This is a genomic window from Streptomyces sp. NBC_01803, assembly GCF_035917415.1.
GTDB lineage: Bacteria > Actinomycetota > Actinomycetes > Streptomycetales > Streptomycetaceae > Streptomyces.
This window is the reverse complement of record NZ_CP109073.1, coordinates 4463232-4482762: the sequence shown is the minus strand read 5'-3', so window position 1 is coordinate 4482762 and position 19531 is coordinate 4463232. Positions and strand designations below refer to the sequence as shown.

Below are 19531 nucleotides of genomic sequence, written 5' to 3'. Positions count from 1 at the left end.
TGGGACTCACTCATCTCGAACGACTCCGCCATTCCTGGAACCAGGCAAGCTGCTCCTCAGGGTATACCAGCCTGTCGTGCTCCTTCGCCGGCACCTCGTCGAAGATGTCGACGGTGGCGGGCCGCCCGCCGCCCGACCATTTGTACGCCCGCCGGCCACCCCCCATCTCCCGAGCCATGCGGCTGGGGTAGACGTTCCGGCAAGCGCCTTCGACGGCCGGGCGCAAGCTTTCACGTTCCAGATCTCTGCGGACCTGGACCAGGGCATCGAAGAGGTTCCACGCGGTGTGCTCCACGGCATGTGCGTCATACGAGATGCGCACGAGATACTCGCGCTCGGATGAGCTCGAAACCAGATGTGCCCCCACGATATCCATAGGTCCGACCAGAGAGATCTGCTTGTCGTAGAGCGTCTCGCGTTGAGTGGGCACAGTCATTCCCGGGGTCGGTAATGGGGATTGGGGATGAGTTCGCCCAGTTCACCCGTGGCGTAGTCGTAGGGACGAGCGCCTCTTATGAACTCCGAACGGATTCCCCCCGGGAAGGCGATCTCCATCTCGTATTCCAATGAATGGGGGCCGATGGACTGGTTGACATCGATGCCGCCTGGCACGTCGAGCTCGTACGTGTACTTGCCGCCGAAGTCCTCGCCGATGTCCTCGCGTCGCGATGTGCTGACGAACGCTGAAGGGTCATTGTCGCTCACGTATCACGCCGGTCGGCGACGGGGCCCCGGCGTCGGCGTTCGCCGGGGCGACGGCGCGGGCGGAAGGCACGGCCGACCAGCAACTGCTGCTCACTTTCGTCACCCGGCACCCGGCCGAGCGCGAACTCCTGCTCGGCGGCGCGCTGGAGGCGGTCTGGCAGCGGCTGACCGGCGCTCCGCCCGCCGGGTGGGGTACCGCCGAGCCCGCCAGTATCCCGTGGTCGCGCGAGGAGTTGACCGCGTTGGCCCGCGACCGCGCGCCCGACCCGACCTGGCTCGTCGCCGTGGGGCGGCCGGACCGCCCGGCGATCGCGACGCTGCGGGTGACGCGCACCACGGGCGGTGTGGAGGAGGACGTCACCCTCGCCCTGGGGCGGCCGGCCGGGGCGGAGCCCGCGTTGGACGGGCCGGTGGCCGCACTGCCGGATCTGGCCGAGGAGTTGGTGACACGGCACGGGCTGGTGTCGCTGCTGGCGCAACTGCGGCGGGCCCGGGCCGACCTGACCGTTCCGGCCTGGCTCGAAGCGGCCCCCGAGCCGGTCGCGTTCGTGGTCGGCGCCGAGGATGTCCGCTCGATCGGCCTGGACAACGCCCGCCGCGCCCCGCTCGCCACGCGCCCCGCTCCCCTGGGCCCGGCGTCCCGGCCCGGCCTGTTCTACCCGCTCGCCGACGCGGGCTGGGTCGGCTTCCAGCGTCTGATGACCCACCTGCACGCCCTCGACCGTCCCGCCCGGGCCCAACGAGGGGCCGGCAGGCGCTAGTCCAGGTAGCCGCGGAGCTGCTCGGCGTAGGTGTGGTCGCGCAGTTTGCCGAGGGTCTTGTGCTCTATCTGGCGAATGCGCTCGCGTGTGACGCCGAAGAGGCGGCCGATCTCCTCCAGCGTGCGGGGACGGCCATCGACCAGGCCGTACCGCAACTCCACCACGCGCCGTTCGCGATCGGCCAGCGTGGACAGGACGCATTCGAGCTGCTCGCGCAGGAGCAGGAACGCGGCGGACTCGGCCGGGGAGGGGATGTCGGCGTCCTCGATCAGGTCGCCGAGGTTGACGTCGTCCTCGTCACCGATCGGCGTCTGGAGGGAGACCGGGTCCTGGGCCAGCCGCAGGATCTCGCTCACCCGGGCCGAGGTGATGCCGAGCAGGACGGCGATCTCCTCGGACGACGGCTCGTAGCCGCGCTCCTGGAGAACGCGGCGCTGAACGCGGATCACCCGGTTGATCAACTCCACCACGTGCACCGGCACCCGGATCGTGCGCGCCTGGTCCGCTATCGCGCGTGACATCGCCTGTCTGATCCACCAGGTGGCATACGTCGAGAACTTGAAGCCGCGGGTGTAGTCGAACTTCTCGACGGCCCGGATGAGCCCGAGGTTGCCCTCCTGGACCAGGTCCAGCATGGTCAGGCCGCGCCCGATGTACCGCTTGGCCACCGAGACGACCAGCCGCAGATTCGCCTCGATGAGCTGCCGCTTGGCCACCCGGCCGCGCACGACGAGCCGGTCGAGGTCCAGCACGAGCCGGTCGTCGAGGTCCGTGCCGGTCAGCAGCCGCTCCTCGGCGAACAGACCGGCCTCGATCCTGCGCGACAGCTCCACCTCGTCGGCCGCGGTGAGCAGCGGAATGCGGCCGATCTCGCGCAGGTACTGCCGGAAGAGGTCGCTGGACGCGCCGTTGCCCTCCGGCCGCGGGGTCACCCTGGGCCGGGCGCCGGTGGAGGAACGAGGCGCGGCCGGAGGGGAGCTGGGGAGGGTCGGGGTCTGCACGGGGAAGCCTCCAGGAATTTCGCGGCAGGCGGGAAAGGGAGGAGGGAAAAGGAGAGGAGGGGAAGCGGCGTTGAACCCCAGTGTGGCCGACAGCGCGCACCGGCCACGAGATGCGTGCGAACACTTTTTGGGACGGACGCGACGAACGCGCCTCGTTACCCAACTCCCAGCAGTTTCATGCCTGTTGGCGCGACATCCTGGTTGGCGCGACATGCTTGTCGGCGTCGACGTGCTTGTCGCGCGGCCATAGCTGTCGGCGCGCGGCCGGGCCGGTCAGCCGTAGAGGGCGGCGACGCCGCGCTCCTTCAGGGCCGTCCGGTACTGCCCCAGCGCCCACACCTCCTGGCGCGCGTCGGCCGCCGCCTGGGCGTTGTCGCCCTGGGCCTCCGCGCGGAGCGCGGTGGATTCGAGCTGGCCGATCCGCCGCTCGACGGCGGCCAGCCGCACCTTCACGAGGAACTGCCCCGCGTACAGGTCCACTTCGCGCTGTCTGCGACGCGGCAGGTTCAGCGGCTCGACGGCCAGCTCGGTGATCAGCACGCGCACCGAGTCGTCCGGCGCCGCCTCGCGGACCCGCTCCAGATAGCCGTCGTCGGCCCCCGCCGCGCCGCCCGCCTCGGCGATGGCGCGGCGCGCGACCGTGTACGGCGGCACGGTGAACTCGTCCTCGCCGTAGGCGTCGAACGCGGGCGAGACCAGCTCCGGATACTGGAGGGCGAGCTTGAGCAGCTCCCGCTCGGCCAGCGCGGCCGGACTGCGATGGTTCAGCGCGGGGCCGGAGCGCACGGCGGTGGGGGCCGCGGGCCGCGCGGCGGTCGCGGACCGAGCGGCGGGCGGCGGCGCCGGGCGCTGCCGCTCCCGCCCCCACCGGGCGAGCTGGCCGATGCGGCGCACGACGAACCCCTCGTCGGGGATGCCGACGAGCCCGGCGAGCCGGACGGCGTACTCGTGCTGGATCGCGCTGTCCTTGATCTGCGCGACGATGGGCGCCGCGAAGTCGAGCGCGGCGGAACGTCCCTCCGCCGTGTCCAGATTGTGCTGCCGGACGATCGACCGGATGGCGAACTCGAAGAGCGGCGACCGCGCCTCGATCAGATTCCGCACGGCCTCGTCGCCCTCGGCGATCCGCAGCTCGCACGGGTCCATGCCGCCGGGCGAGACGGCGATCGAGGTCCTGGCGGCGAACTTCTGGTCGTCCTCGAACGCCCGCAGCGCCGCCTTCTGTCCGGCGGCGTCGCCGTCGAAGGTGAACACGACCTCGCCGGCGCTGTGCGAGCTGGAGCTGTCCATCAACAGCCGCCGAAGGATCTTGACGTGCTCGCCGCCGAAGGCCGTGCCGCAGGTGGCGATGGCCGTGGTGACCCCGGCGAGGTGGCAGGCCATGACGTCCGTGTACCCCTCGACCACCACCGCCCGGTTCGTCTTGGCGATGTCGCGCTTGGCGAGGTCGATGCCGTACAGCACCTGGGACTTGCGGTAGATCGGCGTCTCGGGGGTGTTCAGGTACTTGGGCCCGTTGTCGTCGTCGCGGAGCTTGCGCGCGCCGAAGCCGACGACCTCGCCCGTGATGTCGTGGATCGGCCAGATCAGCCGCCCCCGGAACCGGTCGATCGGCCCGCGCCGCCCGTCCTGCGCGATGCCCGACGTCAGCAACTCGCGGTCGGTGAAGCCGCGCCCGCGCAGAAAGCGCACGAGGTGGTCCCACCCGGCCGGCGCGTACCCCACGACGAAGTGCTCCGCCGCCGCCTGGTCGAAGCCGCGCTCACCGAGAAACCGGCGCCCGATCTCGGCCTCCGGCGAGGCGAGCTGCTCGGCGTAGAACCGCGCGGCGACCTTGTGCGCCTCGACCAGCCGCGTCCGCTCCCCCTGCTGTCGCCCCGGGCTGTATCCGCCCTGCTCGTACCGGAGCGTGATCCCGGCCTGGGCCGCCAGCCGTTCGACGGCCTCGGAGAACGACAGGTGCTCCATCTTCATGACGAAGGCGAGCGTGTCCCCGCCTTCCTGGCAGCCGAAGCAGTGGAAGAGGCCCTTGCTCGGACTGACTTGGAACGAGGGGGACTTCTCGTCGTGGAAGGGGCACAGGCCCTTGAGATTCCCCCCGCCGGCGCCGCGGAGCTGGAGATACTCGGACACGACGGAGTCGATCGGGACCGCGTCCCGGACTGTCTTCACGTCCTCGTCGTTGATCCTGCCCGCCACGGCTGAAGTCTACGGCTCGGCTCGGACAGGACCGACGGGCGGTCCGGATTGGGGCGATAAGCCCACCATCACCCCCTATCTCCCCGGCGGTCGTCCGGCCAGGGGTGGCGGAGGTGGCGGAGGTGGCGGAGGTGACGGTATCCGGCCGGTGAGTACCGCGGGGACCCAGCGGTCGGCGAGCACGATCTGCCGGGTCAGGGACGGGTCCAGGGGGTCGGTCGGGGTCAGCAGGCCCGGTGGTTCGGTCGGCATCGGGACGGGTGAGGCGTCCACCAAGGCGTTCTCGATCCGCTCCGGCGGCAGGGCGGCCAGCCCGGCGGCCTGGTCGGGGGACGGCAGCTCATAGGCGACGGCCGGGGCTCCCGGACGGTCGAACGGGCTGACCGGCTCCCCCCCGGCGCGCCCCTGGGCGAGCAGGCCGCCGGTCACGCCGTGGAGCAGCCGGGCGGCGCCCTCGTTGAGCCGGGCGGCGCGCGGCATCCGCGCGGCGGCGGCGTGGTAGAGCGGCCCTTGGTGCTGGCGGGCCACGACCTCGGCGGGCGGCGCCTCCTCGGCGATCGCGTCCAGCGTCCCGCAGGCGCGCGCCAGGGCCGGGTGGATGACGCAGCCGACGGCGGCCGGTTCGGCGCCGGGCGGCCCGCCGAAGCCGGTGAGCACGAGGAATCTGCCCTGGGCCTCGGTGGGGAGGCGGCGGGTCGCGCCGGGCAGCGGTGAGCTGTCGATGAAGCATCCGATCGCCCCGGCCGCCGCCGCGTGGAACGGCGTGGTGGCGACCCGCCAGACGTGGGCCGTGCCCCACCACCCCGCGTGGACGGTATGGGCGGCGATCTCCGCGATGCCGTGGGCGCCGAGCTGGACGAGCCCGTCGTACGGCTCGTCGTCCCGGTAGCGCCGGGCGTTGTACGCGAGGACATCGCCGGCCTTGATGCGCAGCAGGCGGGCCAGGAACTCCATGGCGCCGCCGGCGTCCGGGCGGGCCAGGACCCGCCGGTACTGCGGGGCCAGCGGCAGCTCCACCGAGCCGCCGCCGATGGCGCCGACGACAGTCCGCCCGGTCCGGTGGTCGGGGGCCGAGCGAACGGCGCCGGGCGGCCCGCAGGCGACGTGGACGTAGAGGTGGCTGTCCGGGGAGATCTCGGCGGCGGTGGTCAGGCGTGCTTGGCGCCGGTCCGGCGGCAGAGGCAGGATGTGCTGTTGCAGGAACTCCCGGACGCCGTGGGCGACTTCGGCGTTGGCCGCGACGGGGTCCTCGGCCGCGCGGGCGTTGGCCGCCGCCAGGAGCTGCGGCCCGGCACCCTCGGGGAGGCCGGTCGCCGCCTTCAGCAGGTCGCGGACGTCCCCGGTGGGGAGCGGGACGTGCCGGACGCCCAGCATCATCGCCGGTATCACGCCGGGGTCGGCCCCGGCGGGGCGGCGAGTGAAGACGATCCGCGGTATGACGCCACCGTCCGGCATGGTCAGATCCCTCCGCGCGGGCCCGGGCCGCGGCGGGCGGCGGCTCCCCGGTGGCCGCCGGTCGTGGGTCTCCGCGCGCCACCGGTCGCGGGTCTCCGCGCGTTGAACGTCAACGGGCCCCCTTCCCAAGGATGTTGAGGTGCTCTTCGCGACGGTGCGGCATGTCCTCGAACCCCTCCCGACGCGCCGTCAGGGAACCAGCGAACCAGAGAACCGTCGTCACGTCTCCCTATCTCCCACGGAATTCGGGCACGAGCCGGGTCATGGGCGTGGGATGTTCCGGGGGTTGGAGCGCGCCATCCGCGTCATCCGTCCGACGCCGCCCTCCAGCACCATCCCGCTCGCCGACAGCGCGAAGCCGGTCACCATCTCGGCCTTGATCTTCGGCCGGACGGACAGGACGTTGGGGTCGGTGACGATGTCCACGAGAGCCGGTCCCCGGTGCCGGAACGCCGCGCGCGGCGCGCCGCGCGGCTCCTTCGACTTCTCCACCCGGATGCCGTGCGCCCCGGCGGCGCGGGCCATCGCGGCGAGGTCCGGGGGGCGGAACCGTCCCCGACCACTCCGTTCAGCCGCCGCACCCCGCTGCGCGCCGGGGTCTCGACGCACTGCTCCGCCGCGGTCCGCTCGGCCATCGCTCACGCACCCTCTCTCGGAGACGACACCTAAGGAATCTCACCGCTGTCGGTGATGGAGCCGATTGTGTCCACATCGCCGACGAAGACGACGTGCGGCCCGACGCCCTCGATCACGAATTCCCCGCCCACGACGGCGAAACCGTGCCGCTCGTAGAAGCCGCGGGCCACGGTCCGGCCGTTGCACCACAGCACTCCCGCACCCCGCTCCGCCGCCTGCCGCGCGGCCCCGGCCAGGACGGCCGCGCCGTAGCCCTTGCCCCGGACGGCGGGGGCGGAGGCCATGCCCCGGAAGCGGTAGGCCACGCGCTCCCCGCCCCCGGACCGGGCCTCGCCCCCCGACCGGGTCTCGTCCGCCGACCGGAGCCCGGCCGGGAGCGGGTCGGGGAAGAGCGTGAGGCAGGCGAGCACCTCGGGGCCATCGTCCTCGTACGCGGCCAGGTGCAGCGTCCCCGGCCGCCCGTCCTCGGCGAACTCGGCGGTCTCGCGCGGAAGACCGGGGCGCAGGACCGACCAGCGCAGGTCGCGTATCTCGGGCAGGGGTACGACAGCGGTACGAACGGCCATACCGCCACCCTAGGTGAGCCCTTCGGGCCGGCTCTCGGGGCGGTTCTCGGGGCCGTCCTCGATCCGCAGCACCTCGGAGACCGGCCGGCGCGGGGGCGCCGCGACCGGCGGACCGTAGCCGATGCGCAGGACGGCGTGCACCTGGCCCATCTCGGACAGCGGGTCGCGGTCCGTCCAGCGCAGGTCGGCCCACCCCATGGCGACGGCGCCGATCCCGGTGGACAGGCCGTGCCGGGTCGCCTCCAGCAGCGCGCGCTGCATCGCCTGTCCGGCCCGCACCCAGTCGGTGGGACGGTCCTCTGCCGTGCCGAGCAGCGCGAGCTGCGGGGGCGGCCCGGGGTCGGTGGCGGGCGGGTGGTCGCCGGGGGCGAGCCGGCCGGCGAAGTCCCGGGCCGGCGGACCCCCCTCCGTCGGCGCCCACTGGGCCAGCTCCTCGACCCGCCCCGGAACGGCCAGGTCGCGGCCCTCCGTGTCCTGCACCATCTCCAGCACGGTGGTGAGGTGCCAGGCGGAGGGGAAGTGGAGCTGCGCGCCCTCCCGCTCGGCGGCCTCGCGCAGCGCGGACCGCACCTGGTCGGGCACCCGCTCCTCGTCGAACGGCAGCCGGCTGCTGCGGCGGCGGCCGATCGCCGGATACAGCCCGGCCAGCGCGGCGACCTCCGGGTCGTCGCCGGCCGGCACCAACCCGACGGTGGCCAGCAGCCGGGCGTCATAGGGATCGGGCAGCAGGGTGGTGTCCGGCCGCCACCCGGCGTGGGCGGCGGCGACGCGCAGGTTGAGCAGCGCGGCACCGCAGCCCATGTGCAGGAAGCGGCCGTGCGGGTCGGAGTGCGGCAGGGTGCGGTCCAGGGAGGCCCGCACCTGGAACGTGGCGGCGCCGCGCAGATAGTGGAACCGCCACGGCTGCGCGTTGTGCAGCGAGGGGGCCGCCGAGGCGGCCTCGGCCAGCGCGGTCACGGTCCGCGTACTGGGGGTCTCGACCCGCACCTTGCTGTCCTTCCGCGCATACCCCCGCCGCCGTTCCCCTCACCATGCCGGACGATCCGGCGGCGCGCGACCGGCGATCCGGCCGCCGCGCGTGCCCGGCCGCGCGTGGCCCGGCCGGGCGGCGGGTGCCTCAGCCGTCGAGCAGCGCGGCCAGCGGCACCTCCGGATCGGCCAGCGCGGCCGGGTCGACCGGACGGCCGTCGCCGATCAGCCGCTGGATGGGGTCCGTGACGTCCCAGACGTTCATGTTCAGCCCGGCGAGCACCCGGTTCTCGCGCAGCCAGAAGGCGATGAACGTCCACTTGGCGACATCGCCCCGGAAGACCACGCGGTCGTAGGAGCCCGGCGGCGCCCATCCGGAGTACTCCAGGCCCGCGTCGTACTGATCGGAGAAGAAGTACGGCACCCGGTCGTAGGTCACCTCCCGGCCCAGCATGGCGCGGGCGGCGGCCGGGCCCGAGTTGAGCGCGTTGGCCCAGTGCTCCACGCGGCGGCCCGCGACGGCGGCCACGTCCCCGGCCGCGAAGATCCGCGGATCACTGGTGCGCAGCGCGGCGTCGACGGCGATGCCGCCGCCGTCGGCCAGGGCGAGCCCGGCGGACTGGGCCAGCGCGGTGCGCGGCCCGGCGCCGACGGCGGCGAGCACGGCCCTGGCCGGCAGCTCCCGGCCGTCCTCGGTGACCACGCCCGCGACCATGCCGTCCCGGCCGGTGATGGCGGCCAGCCGGGTGCCGAAGTGGAACGTGACGCCGTGCTCGCGGTGCAGGCCGGCGAAGACGCCGCCCAGCTCCGGGCCGAGCACCGCGTGCAGCGGCGTCGCCTCCGGCTCGATCACCACCACCTCGGTGCCCAGCGTGCGGGCGGCGGCGGCGACCTCCAGACCGATCCACCCGGCGCCCGCGATGACCAGCGGCTCGTCGCCGCCCGCGCGGCTGGTCAGCACGCCCCGCAGGTGGTCGGAGTGGGACAGCCGCCGCAGGTGGTGCACCCCGGCGAGGTCGGTACCGGGCACGCCGAGGCGGCGCGGCTCGGCGCCGGTGGCCAGCAGCAGCGCGTCGTACGGCAGGCGGGTGCCGTCACCGAGCCTGACCTCGCGGGCCTCCCGGTCGATGGAGACGGCCGGCTGGCCGAGGTGGAGCTCGACGCCGTGCAGCGTGTACCAGGCCGGCTCGTGCACGAACAGACTGTCGCGCTCGGCCTGGCCGGTGAGGTAGCCCTTGGACAACGGCGGTCGCTCGTAGGGCTGTTCGTGTTCGTCCCCGATGAGGATGACCCGGCCGGCGAACCCCTCTTCCCGCAGCGTCTGCGCCGCCTTCGCCCCGGCCAGTCCTCCACCGATGATGACGAACGTGTCGTGTGCTTCGCCCACTTGTGACCCTCCGGTCGCTCAGCCGTTCCCGTGCCGTCGCTGTTCCCGTGCGACGAGCCTGCCCGACAGCGGGCTTGGCCGGAAGAGGGCAGGTCATCCCGGGCGCGCCGGGGTCAGGCGCCGACGAGCCGGGCGTGCAGGGAACGGGCGGAGGAGTCCGTGAGTGCCGCGATCTGGTCGACCACGACCCGGAGCCGCTCCGCGTCGCCACCGGCGGCGGCGAACAGCGCCCGGTACTGCGGGTCGAGCCCGTCCGGCGCGCGGGCCAGCAGCGCGTCGCCCAGCTCGGCGAGCAGGGCCCGCTGCCGGACGCGCAGGCGCTCCTGCTCGGGGCGCTGCATGACGTGCACGTCGGCCACCGCCTTGAGCACGTCGCACTCCAGCCGGGTGGCGCGCGGCACGACCAGCGCGGCGGCGTACCGGCGCAGCGGCCCGGGGCCGAACCGGTCGCGGGTGGCGCGCTCGGCGGCCAGGCAGAAGCGGCCGATGAGCTGGCTGGTGGCGTCCTTCAAGCGGGCCTGGGCCGGTGCGCCGCCGTCGTAGCCGTCCGGCCACCACTCCTGGCCCAGCAGCCGGTCGAGGGCCCCGGCCAGCTCCTCGTGGGCGGTGCCCGGCGGGGCGTAACGCTTGGCGGCGACGCCGAAGACCTCGGCCCGCTCGGGTCCGGCGCGCAGCAGGCGCGGGTCGAGGTGGCCGGCGCGCAGGCCGTCCTCCAGGTCGTGCACGGAGTAGGCCACGTCGTCGGACCAGTCCATGACCTGGGCCTCGAAGCAGCGGGTGGCGGGCGGGGCGTCACGGCGCAGCCAGTCGAAGACGGGCAGATCGTCCTCGTACACCCCGGACTTGGCGGAGGCCGGGTCGGTGGGGTGCCCGCCGCGCGGCCAGGGGTACTTGGTGGCGGCGTCCAGGGTGGCGCGGGTGAGGTTGAGCCCGACGGAACGGCCGCCCGCCGCGAAGCGCTTGGGCTCCAGGCGGGTGAGCAGCCGCAGGGACTGGGCGTTGGCCTCGAAGCCGCCGCAGGGCGCGGCGATCCGGTCCAGGACCCGTTCACCGTTGTGGCCGAACGGGGGGTGGCCGAGGTCGTGCGCGAGGCAGGCGGCCTCCACGATGTCGGGGGCGCAACCGAAGGCGGCGCCGAGGTCGCGGCCGACCTGGGCGCACTCCAGGGAGTGGGTCAGCCGGGTCCGGGGCGCGACGTCCGCGCCGGGCGCGTCGGGGGTGACGACCTGCGTCTTGCCCGCCAGTCGGCGCAGGGCGGCGGAGTGCTGCACCCGGGCCCGGTCGCGGGCGAAGGCGGTCCGGCCGGGCCGCTTGTCGGGCTCGGGGTCGAAGCGTTCTGCGGCGGATGCGTCGTAGCCGGCGGCGTGCATACCCCGACCGTAACCGCCGGCGGTGAACGCCGGGCGGACGCTCAGGCGCTGGCGGCCAGGACCGCGCGTGGATAGGGCTCGGAGCGCACGCCCCGGGCCTGGTCGTAGCGGTGCAGCAGCAGCCGGGCCAGCGCCGGGTGGCTGCCGAGCGGGGCGGCCACCACGCCGGGCGCGGCCTCGGCGCAGCGGGTGGCGAACAGCCCGGGGGCGGTGAAGCACGAGGCGACGGCTATCTCCCGGTGGCCCCGGCCGCGGAGCTCCGCGATCGCCTCGGGCACCGTCGGGCGCGCGGCGGAGGCGTAGGCGGGCAGCACCGGGACGCCGCCGAGCCGCGCGGAGAGCATGCTCGCGGTGTACTCGGTCCCGGCCGCCGACTCCGGGTCGAGCGATCCGGCGGCGGCCAGGACGACGGCCCGGCCGCGCCGGTAGCCGGCCTCGACCAGCCGGCTGTGCAGCGCCTCGGCCAGGAGCGGGTGCGGGCCGAGGCAGCCGGCCGTCACGGCGTTCAGGTGCCCGGCGCCGGCCAGGACGGAGGGGATGTCGTGCTTGACGTGGAAGCCGCGGCTGAAGAGGAGCGGCACCAGCACGGCGCCGCCGCGCAGCCGGGCCAGGGTGTCGGCCAGCAGCGGCTCGTCGGTCTCCAGATGGCCCAGCTCGACGCGCAGCCCCGGGCGCAGGGCGCGCAGGAGCCGGATCAGCGTGAGGACGGACTGCCGGGCCCGCGGGTCCGGGGAACCGTGGGCCACGGCGACCAGGGTCGGCGTGGTACTGGCAGCGCTCATGCCGTCAGCCTGCGCCCGCCGCGTTGCGGTCGTGTTGCCGAGGTGTCACCAATGGCCGCACCGTTCCTCACCACGGGTGCCGTGACGTGCTGAGACGGCCGCACCGGCCGAGTAACGCGGAGGGTCCTCCCGTGTAACACGGACGAAGCATCATGCGTAGGTATGAGCGAGGTCATGAGCGACGGCACGAGCACGGACACCCACTGTCCGTACTGCGCCCTGCAGTGCGGGATGCGGCTGCGCCCGAACGCGGAGGCGGCCGGCGGCCTGGAGATCGTGCCCCGCACCGCGTTCCCGGTGAACCGGGGCGCTCTGTGCGGCAAGGGCCAGACCGCCAACGAGGTGCTGGCCTCCGGGGCGCGCCTGACCGAGCCGCTGGTCCGCCGGGTGCGCGGCGGCGATCTTGAGCCGGCGGGCTGGGAGGAGGCCCTGGACCGGATCGCGGCCGGGCTGGGGCGCACCCGCGCCCGCTACGGCCCGGACGCCGTCGGGGTCTTCGGCGGCGGCGGACTGACCAACGAAAAGGCTTACGCGCTGGGCAAGTTCACCCGCCTGGTGCTCGGCAGCTCGCAGATCGACTACAACGGCAGGTTCTGCATGTCCTCGGCGGCGGCGGCCGGGACCAAGGCGTTCGGCGTGGACCGGGGCCTGCCGTTCCCGATGGCCGACATCCCGCGCACCGGCTGCGTCATCCTGGTCGGCTCCAACCTCGGCGACACCATGCCGCCCGCGCTGCGGTACTTCACGGAGCTGAGGGAGAACGGCGGCACGCTGATCGTCATCGACCCGCGCCGGACCAAGACCGCCGAGCAGGCCGACCTGCACCTCGCGCCCCGGCCGGGCACCGATCTGGCGCTGGCCCTGGGGCTGCTGCACCTGGTGGTGGCCGAGGGGCGGACGGACGAGGCGTTCATCGCGGCCAGGACGAGCGGCTGGGAGGAGGCCAGGGCGGCGGCGATGGCGCACTGGCCGGAGCTGGTGGAACGGATCACCGGGGTGCCGGTGCCCCAACTGCGCGAGACCGTGCGGAAGTTCTGCGAGCCGGACGCGGCGATGGTGCTCACCGCGCGCGGCCCCGAGCAGCAGGCCAAGGGCACCGACACGGTCAGCGCCTGGATCAACCTGTGCCTGGCCACCGGCCGCGCGGGCCGCCCGCTGTCCGGCTACGGCTGCCTGACCGGGCAGGGCAACGGACAGGGCGGGCGCGAGCACGGCCTGAAGGCCGACCAGCTCCCCGGCTACCGGCTGCTCGCCGACCCGGCCGCCCGCGAGCACGTCGCGCGCGTGTGGGGCGTGGACCCGGACGTACTGCCCGCGCCCGGCCGCAGCGCCTACGAGCTGCTCGACGCGCTCGGCCGCGACACCCCCGACGGCGTCCGGGCGCTGCTGCTGATGGCGTCCAACCCGGTGATCTCCGCGCCGCGCGCCGCCCATGTCGAGGAGCGGATGCGGTCGCTCGACTTCCTGGCCGTCTGCGACGTCGTGCTCTCCGAGAGCGCGCGGCTCGCGGACGTGGTGCTGCCGGTGACGCAGTGGGCCGAGGAGAGCGGCACCATGACCAACCTGGAGGGCCGGGTGCTGCTGCGCCGCAAGGCCGCGGAGCCGCCGGCCGGCGTCCGCGGCGATCTGGAGGTGCTGCACCGGCTCGCCGCCCGGCTCGGCTGGGAGAAGGGCTTCCCCACCGACCCGGAGGAGGTCTTCGACGAGCTGCGCCGCGCCTCGGCGGGCGGCAAGGCGGACTACTCCGGCATCACCTACCGCCGGATCGCCGAGGAGGACGGCGTGTTCTGGCCCTGCCCCGAGCAGCCGGCGCCCGGCTCGCGCGGCGAGAACGACGACCCGTCCAACGACCACTCCACGCCGCCGCACCCCGGCACCCCCCGGATGTTCCTGGACGGCTTCGCCACCCCGGACGGCCGGGCGCGCTTCGCGCCGGTCACCCACCGGCCCTCGGCGGAGGAGCCGACCGCCGAGTATCCGGTGCTGCTGACGACCGGCCGGGTGCTGGCCCAGTACCAGTCGGGCGCGCAGACCCGGCGCGTGGCACGGCTCAACGCGGCCGAGCCCGGCCCGTTCGTACAACTCCACCCGAGGCTGGCGGAGCGGCTGGGCGCGGCCGAGGGCGACCGGCTGGCGGTGATCTCGCGGCGCGGCCGGGCGGTGGCGCCGGCCCGCATCTCGCGGGACATCCGGCCGGACACGGTCTTCATGCCGTTCCACTGGGGGGGCGAGGGCCGCGCCAACACGCTGACCAACCCGGCGCTCGACCCGACGTCCCGGATGCCCGAGTTCAAGGTGTGCGCGGTCCGCGTCGAGCTGGCGGAGGCCGGTGGTGACGGCGGCTAGCCGAGTTGCGGCCCGGCCGCGAGCCGCGAGCATGGAGTCATGGATCTGGATCTCACGGACAATCTGACCGCCCTCGCGGACGAGCACCTGGCCCTGGCGCGCCACTCGGACCACGGTCGCAGCGCTCATCTCTTCCTGCGCGACGGGCCGTTGCGGCAGAGCGTCATCGCCCTGACCGAGGGCGCCGAGTTGGAGGAGCACAGCGCGCCGCCGGCCGCCAGCCTCCAGGTGCTGCGCGGCCGGGTGCGGCTGCGGACGGACGCCGGGGCGGTCGAGCTGGAGGCCGGCCAGGTGATGCGCGTGCCGCAGGCACGGCACGCGCTGGGCGCCCTGCTGGACTCCGTGGTGCTGCTCACGTCGGTGACGGCGACCCCCGAGCCGGTGGTCGTATACGACACCCGGCGGGTCGGGAACCCTGCGTAGCTTCCGCACGGCGCCCGCGCGGCTTCGCCCGGCGCGCGTGCCGTCCGCGCGGCGGGGTAGGCGGGGAGGCGCGAAGCCCGCCGCCGAGGAGGGGACCAGACCATGGGACGGCTCAGCCGCCTGGACCGCCGGATATTCGAACGTGTCGCCGCCGCGCACCCACCGGGCGTCCAGTTCGTCCTGCCCCGCCTGACCCGGGCCGCCAACCACGGCCGGCTCTGGTTCGGCACGGCCGGGGCGCTGGCCGCGTTCGGCGGCCGGAACGGGCGGCGCGCGGCGGGGCGCGGGGTCGCCGCCCTCGCACTGGCCTCGTTCGCGACGAACACAATCGTCAAGTACGCGGCCAGCAGGCAGCGTCCCCTCTTGGACTCCGTACCGCTGGCGCGGCGCCTGACCCGCCAGCCGCTGACCAGCTCCTTCCCCTCCGGGCACTCGGCGTCGGCGGCGGCGTTCGCCACCGGCGTCGCCATGGAGTCGGGCCGACTGGGCGCGGCCGTCGTGCCGGCCGCCGCCGCCGTCGCGTTCTCCCGGGTCTACGTCGGCGTCCACTATCCGGCGGACGTGCTCATCGGCTGTCTGCTGGGCACCGGCGCGGCGCTGACCACCGGCCGGGTGTGGCCGCGCCGCCCGCAGCCCACGCAGCTCGTCCACCACCGGGTGCCGGTGCCCGCGCTGCCGGACGGCGAGGGACTGACCGTGGTGGTCAACGACAGCGCCGGAGCCGGCGACGCCTCGGCGGACCGGCTGCGCGCGGTGCTACCGAAGGCCGAGATCGTCGTCTGCCGGGTCGGCGAGGACGGCCCGGCCGACCTCGGGGCGCAGTTGGACGACGCGGCCGGACGGGCCGCCGCGCGGGGCGGCGCCCTCGGCGTCTGCGGTGGCGACGGCACGGTCAACGCCGCCGCCACCCGCGCCGCCGACCGGGGCGTGCCGCTCGCGGTCTTCCCCGGCGGCACGCTCAACCACTTCGCGCTCGACACCGGCATCCAGACCTTCGAGGACACGGCGGCGGCGGTCCAGGCGGGCGACGCGATCGCCGTCGACCTGGGCCGGTTCCGCCCCGCGGGCGCCGCCGCCGGGGCGCCCGCGACGCACTTCCTGAACACCTTCAGCCTCGGCATCTACCCCGAAGTGATACGCCTGCGGGAGTCGTTGGAGGTGCTGGAGCGGCGCATCGGCAAATGGCCGCTGGCCGCACTGTCGTTGGCGCGCGTGCTGCGCGGCGCCCGCCCGGTCGAGGTGGAGCTGAACGGCCGCCCGCACAAGCTGTGGCTGTTCTTCGCGGGCAACGGCCTGTACTCGCCGGAGGGGTTCGCCCCCTCTCACCGCACCCACCTGGACGACGGGCTGCTGGACGTGCGCACGGTCTCGGGCGACAAACGGTTCGCGCGCACCCGCGTGACGGTCGCCGCGCTCACCGGCACCCTGGCCCGTTCCCACGTGTACTCGGCGGCCCGGCTGCCCCGGCTGCGGCTGTCGGGGCTGCGCGCGGACAGCACCCTGGCGTACGACGGCGAGGTCGCGCCCGCGCCCGCGTCGCTGGTGCTGGACAAGCGGAAGGACAGCCTGGCGGTCTACCGCCCCGACCCGGGACCGACGCTGCTCTGAGACGCCTCCGCGCCCGCCCGGTCGCGGTACTCGCTGGGGCTGACGCCACGCTCCCGCTTGAACGCGGTGCTCAGCGCGAACGGACTGCCGTACCCGACCCGGCGGGCCACCGCCTCGACCGTGGCGTGCGGCTCGCGCAGCAGCTCGGCGGCCATCTCCAGCCGCAGCCCGGTCAGATACGTCATCGGCGGCTCCCCGACCAGCCCGGTGAAGCGCCGGGCCAACGCGGCCCGGGACACGCCCGCCTTGGCGGCCAGCGAGGAAACGGTCCACGAGTGCGCCGGGTGGTCGTGGATCAGCCGCAGCGCCCGGCCCACCACCGGGTCGCCGTGCGCCCGGTACCAGGCCGGGGCGGCGGCCTCCGGCCGGGCGAACCAGGCGCGCAGCACGGAGATCAGCAGCAGGTCCAGCACCCGGTCGAGAACGACCTCCTGCCCCGGCTCGTCCCGGATCATCTCGGCGCCGAGCAGCGTCAGCAGCGGACTGTGCCACTCGCCCGCGCGCAGCAGGAGCACGGGCGGCAGCGCGCGCAGCAGCCGCCCGCTGACCTCCCGGTGGAGCTGGTAGGTGCCGATGAGCAGCTCGGTCGGCCCGTCCGGGGCCGTGCCCCAGGTCCGCACCCCGAGATCGAACGCCTCGCACAGGTCGGTGCCGTCGCGCCCGACGCTGCACCCGCCCGGCCGGATCTGCGCCTGCGGCTCGGTGGCGGGGTCGTCGCCGACGACGTAGGGCTCCGGCCCGCGGATGACCGCGACATCGCCCGCCGCCAGCCATGTCTCGCCGCCGCCGCGGGCGATCACCGCGCCGCCCCGGGCGGCGCACACCAGCGTCAACGGCGCCTCGTCCCGCACCTCGACGGCCCACGGCGGGGTGAGGACGACGCGCATCAGGAAGGCCCCCCGGGCGCGGGGGCCGTCCAGCAGGCTGGTCAGTGCGTCCACGCCGATCAGCGTAGACGCACGCGCATGCCGGTGAGCCTCCCAACGATGTCCCGCCGACCGGTCCTCGGCTGAACTGGTGGCATGACAACGAACTTCAGCGACTCCGCGGGCCCTGCGGATATCGCGGACATCACGAACATCGCGAACATCGCGAACATCGCGAACATCGCGGACACCGTCCTGATCACCGGCGGCACCGGCAAGACCGGGCGCCGGGTGGCCGCCCGTCTCCCCGGCGCCCGGATCGGCTCCCGCGCCGGCACCCCGCCGTTCGACTGGGTCGACCGCTCGACGTGGGCCCCGGCGCTGGCGAACCGCGAGGCGGCGTATCTCAGTTACTACCCGGACATCACGGCTCCCGACGCGGCGGACGCGATCGGCGCGTTCGCGAAGCTGGCGGTCTCGCGGGGCGTGCGGCGGCTGGTGCTGCTGTCCGGCCGGGGTATGGCCAGCGCGGTGGACGCCGAGCGGGCGGTGGCCGAGTCGGGCGCCGAGTGGACGGTGCTGCGGGCGAGTTGGTTCAGCCAGAACTTCAGCGAGGAGTTCCTGCTCGACGCGGTCCTGGCCGGTGACCTGGCCCTGCCCGCGGTCCCCGGCGTGCGGGAGCCGTTCATCGACACGGAGGACATCGCGGACGTGGCGGTCGCGGCCCTGACGGACCCGCGGCACGCGGGGCGCGTCTACGAGCTGACGACGGCCCGCGCGCTGACGTTCGAGGAGGCGGCGGCCGAGATGAGCGAAGCGGCCGGCCGCGAGATCCGCTTCCGCGCAGTGTCCCCGGGCGCGTACGCGGCGTCCCTGACCCAGGGAGGCCTCCCGCCCGAGGTCGCCGAGATGCTCACCGCCCTGTTCACGGCCGTGCTCGATGGCCGGAACGCCCACCCGACGACCGATGTGGAGACGGTCCTGGGCCGCCCGCCCCTGGACTTCAGCGCCTACGCCCGGCGGACGGCGGCGACCGGGGTATGGCACGCCTGACACGGGTGTGGGGTGTGGCGGGCCTGGCGGGCGGGGGCCCGAACGACGGGGCTCCCTAGGATGTGCGCATGCCCGACAGGGCCGCCCGCCCCGGGACTTCAGCGCCTACACCCGGCGGACGGCGGCGACCGGCGTGTGGCACGCCTGACACGGGTGTGGGGTGTGGCGGGCCTGGCGGGCGGGGGCCCGAACGACGGGGCTCCCTAGGATGTGCGCATGCCCGACCACAGCGACGCCCCGGAGATCCGCCCGGCGACCGCCGCCCACCTCGGCGCCGTCGCGGAGATCTTCGCCCACTATGTGACCCAGACCGTGATCACCTTCACGGAGACCCCGCCCACCCCCGACGACTGGGGCCGCAAGCTGGCCGAACTGGCCGAGCGGAGCCTGCCGTTCCTCGTCGCCGAGGTGAACGGACAGGTGGCGGGCTTCGCCTACGCCGGTCCCTGGCGGGCGCAGCCCGCCTACCGGCACACCGCCGAGGACAGCATCTATCTCTCCCCCGACCACACCGGCCGGGGCCTCGGTCGCGCGCTGCTCGAAGCGCTCCTCGCGCGCTGCGCCGAGGCCGGGGTCCGCCAGCTCATCGCGGTGATCGCCGACGCGGACAACGACGCCTCGCCCGCGCTGCACCGGAAGTTCGGCTTCCGGGACGCGGGCCGACTGACGGCCGTCGGCCACAAGCACGGGCGCTGGCTGGACACACTGCTCCTGCAACGGGACCTGCCAAGCTCCGGACCCAACCGACCACTCCGACCGATCCGATGAAGACGCTCCCCTGAAGCGGAGACGTCCGCCGGCGGGTGGGTCACGAGGCCATGCCCCGTGGCCCGCCCCGCCGGATCACCAGACGTCGCCGTCCCGCCAGTCGCACACCAGTTCCCCCGCCACCTTCAGCCGCGCCGCCACCGGCAGGACGTACACCCCGCGGTCGTCCTCCTCCGTCCGCGCGATGCCCAGCGGCGTCAGCGCGAAGGTCGGGCCCTCCCACAGGCGCCAGCCCCGGACCGCGTAGAACGGCAGCGCCTCGTCGGACGACGACAGCGCGCCCAGGTCGTAGGCGCCGCGTATCACCTTTTCCAGCGCCGACATCAGCGAGGCGCCGTGCCCCCGCCGGCGGCGGTCCTCCCGCACGGCCACCCCTTCCACGTATCCGGCCCGCAGCGCGCGGCCCGCGTGCAGCAGGCGGCGTTGCACCACCGACGCGTGACCTATCAGCTCCGCGCCCTCCCACAGCAGCGCGTGCATGCCGCCGAGCGCGTGTTCCCAATCGTGATCGGAAAGATCTCCTTCGAAAGCCTCGTCGAGCAGGGCGCGGGCGGCGTCGAGCGCCGGCGCGTCCAGGTCTGCGGTGTGGGCGATGCGCACCTCGGTCATAGGTGTCATACCTGCCATCCTTGCGGG

At 74.5% G+C, this 19531-nt stretch carries 19 protein-coding genes; 6 read left to right on the top strand and 13 right to left on the bottom strand.

The features are described from left to right. Positions 1-10: 10 nt before the first annotated feature. Positions 11-436 (bottom strand): hypothetical protein, encoded by a 426-nt coding sequence (locus OIE51_RS20345; protein WP_326599175.1) that lies wholly within the window; start codon positions 434-436, stop codon positions 11-13. Continuing rightward, positions 433-705, bottom strand: coding sequence for a scabin-related ADP-ribosyltransferase (locus tag OIE51_RS20340; protein WP_326599174.1), 273 nt, complete (start codon positions 703-705; stop codon positions 433-435). The genes OIE51_RS20345 and OIE51_RS20340 overlap by 4 nt, the downstream gene beginning before the upstream one ends. On the opposite strand from OIE51_RS20340, the gene OIE51_RS20335 reads away from it, so the two are divergent. Next, positions 684-1466: a DUF6177 family protein gene (locus OIE51_RS20335; protein ID WP_326600717.1), complete on the top strand. Its 783-nt coding sequence runs from the start codon at positions 684-686 to the stop codon at positions 1464-1466. The genes OIE51_RS20340 and OIE51_RS20335 overlap by 22 nt on opposite strands. On the opposite strand, the gene OIE51_RS20330 is transcribed toward OIE51_RS20335, so the two are convergent. From OIE51_RS20330 to OIE51_RS20290, 9 genes are all read right to left on the bottom strand, one after another. Next, positions 1463-2485 (bottom strand): RNA polymerase sigma factor, encoded by a 1023-nt coding sequence (locus tag OIE51_RS20330; RefSeq protein ID WP_442812066.1) that lies wholly within the window; start codon positions 2483-2485, stop codon positions 1463-1465. The genes OIE51_RS20335 and OIE51_RS20330 overlap by 4 nt on opposite strands. 255 nt (positions 2486-2740) lie before the next feature. Further along, positions 2741-4666 carry a DNA primase gene (gene dnaG / locus OIE51_RS20325; protein WP_326599173.1) on the bottom strand — a complete coding sequence of 642 codons (1926 nt, stop codon included), beginning with the start codon at positions 4664-4666 and terminating at the stop codon, positions 2741-2743. Positions 4667-4741: 75 nt separating this feature from the next. Next, positions 4742-6121, bottom strand: coding sequence for a hypothetical protein (locus OIE51_RS20320; RefSeq protein WP_326599172.1), 1380 nt, complete (start codon positions 6119-6121; stop codon positions 4742-4744). A gap of 261 nt (positions 6122-6382) precedes the next feature. Further along, positions 6383-6730 carry a thiamine pyrophosphate-dependent enzyme gene (locus tag OIE51_RS20315; protein ID WP_326599171.1) on the bottom strand — a complete coding sequence of 116 codons (348 nt, stop codon included), beginning with the start codon at positions 6728-6730 and terminating at the stop codon, positions 6383-6385. A 56-nt stretch (positions 6731-6786) separates the two neighbouring features. Next, positions 6787-7323 carry a GNAT family N-acetyltransferase gene (locus OIE51_RS20310; RefSeq protein WP_326599170.1) on the bottom strand — a complete coding sequence of 179 codons (537 nt, stop codon included), beginning with the start codon at positions 7321-7323 and terminating at the stop codon, positions 6787-6789. A gap of 9 nt (positions 7324-7332) precedes the next feature. Continuing rightward, complete coding sequence (locus OIE51_RS20305; protein ID WP_326599169.1) at positions 7333-8310, bottom strand: Acg family FMN-binding oxidoreductase; 978 nt, start codon at positions 8308-8310, stop codon at positions 7333-7335. A 130-nt stretch (positions 8311-8440) separates the two neighbouring features. Continuing rightward, positions 8441-9679 (bottom strand): NAD(P)/FAD-dependent oxidoreductase, encoded by a 1239-nt coding sequence (locus tag OIE51_RS20300; protein WP_326599168.1) that lies wholly within the window; start codon positions 9677-9679, stop codon positions 8441-8443. A gap of 113 nt (positions 9680-9792) precedes the next feature. Continuing rightward, positions 9793-11049: a deoxyguanosinetriphosphate triphosphohydrolase gene (locus OIE51_RS20295; protein WP_326599167.1), complete on the bottom strand. Its 1257-nt coding sequence runs from the start codon at positions 11047-11049 to the stop codon at positions 9793-9795. A gap of 41 nt (positions 11050-11090) precedes the next feature. Continuing rightward, positions 11091-11831, bottom strand: a complete 741-nt coding sequence (locus tag OIE51_RS20290) for a sirohydrochlorin chelatase (RefSeq protein WP_326599166.1) — start codon at positions 11829-11831, stop codon at positions 11091-11093. 174 nt (positions 11832-12005) lie between these two features. Between OIE51_RS20290 and OIE51_RS20285 the strand changes: the two genes are divergently transcribed. From OIE51_RS20285 to OIE51_RS20275, 3 genes are all read left to right on the top strand, one after another. After that, positions 12006-14177 carry a molybdopterin oxidoreductase family protein gene (locus OIE51_RS20285; RefSeq protein WP_326599165.1) on the top strand — a complete coding sequence of 724 codons (2172 nt, stop codon included), beginning with the start codon at positions 12006-12008 and terminating at the stop codon, positions 14175-14177. 39 nt (positions 14178-14216) lie between these two features. After that, on the top strand, positions 14217-14600 hold the full coding sequence (locus tag OIE51_RS20280) for a cupin (protein ID WP_326599164.1): 384 nt from the start codon (positions 14217-14219) through the stop codon (positions 14598-14600). 102 nt (positions 14601-14702) lie between these two features. Beyond that, positions 14703-16208, top strand: a complete 1506-nt coding sequence (locus OIE51_RS20275) for a bifunctional phosphatase PAP2/diacylglycerol kinase family protein (protein WP_326599163.1) — start codon at positions 14703-14705, stop codon at positions 16206-16208. Here the strand turns inward: OIE51_RS20275 and OIE51_RS20270 are convergent. Beyond that, positions 16175-17149: an AraC family transcriptional regulator gene (locus OIE51_RS20270; RefSeq protein WP_326599162.1), complete on the bottom strand. Its 975-nt coding sequence runs from the start codon at positions 17147-17149 to the stop codon at positions 16175-16177. The genes OIE51_RS20275 and OIE51_RS20270 overlap by 34 nt on opposite strands. Before the next feature lie 81 nt (positions 17150-17230). On the opposite strand from OIE51_RS20270, the gene OIE51_RS20265 reads away from it, so the two are divergent. Next, complete coding sequence (locus OIE51_RS20265; protein WP_326599161.1) at positions 17231-18127, top strand: NmrA family NAD(P)-binding protein; 897 nt, start codon at positions 17231-17233, stop codon at positions 18125-18127. A gap of 216 nt (positions 18128-18343) precedes the next feature. Continuing rightward, complete coding sequence (locus tag OIE51_RS20260; protein ID WP_326599160.1) at positions 18344-18895, top strand: GNAT family N-acetyltransferase; 552 nt, start codon at positions 18344-18346, stop codon at positions 18893-18895. A gap of 75 nt (positions 18896-18970) precedes the next feature. Here the strand turns inward: OIE51_RS20260 and OIE51_RS20255 are convergent, their stop codons facing one another. Further along, a complete protein-coding gene (locus OIE51_RS20255) occupies positions 18971-19513 on the bottom strand; it encodes a GNAT family N-acetyltransferase (RefSeq protein ID WP_442811977.1) in 543 nt (180 codons plus the stop codon). Positions 19514-19531 lie beyond the last annotated feature (18 nt).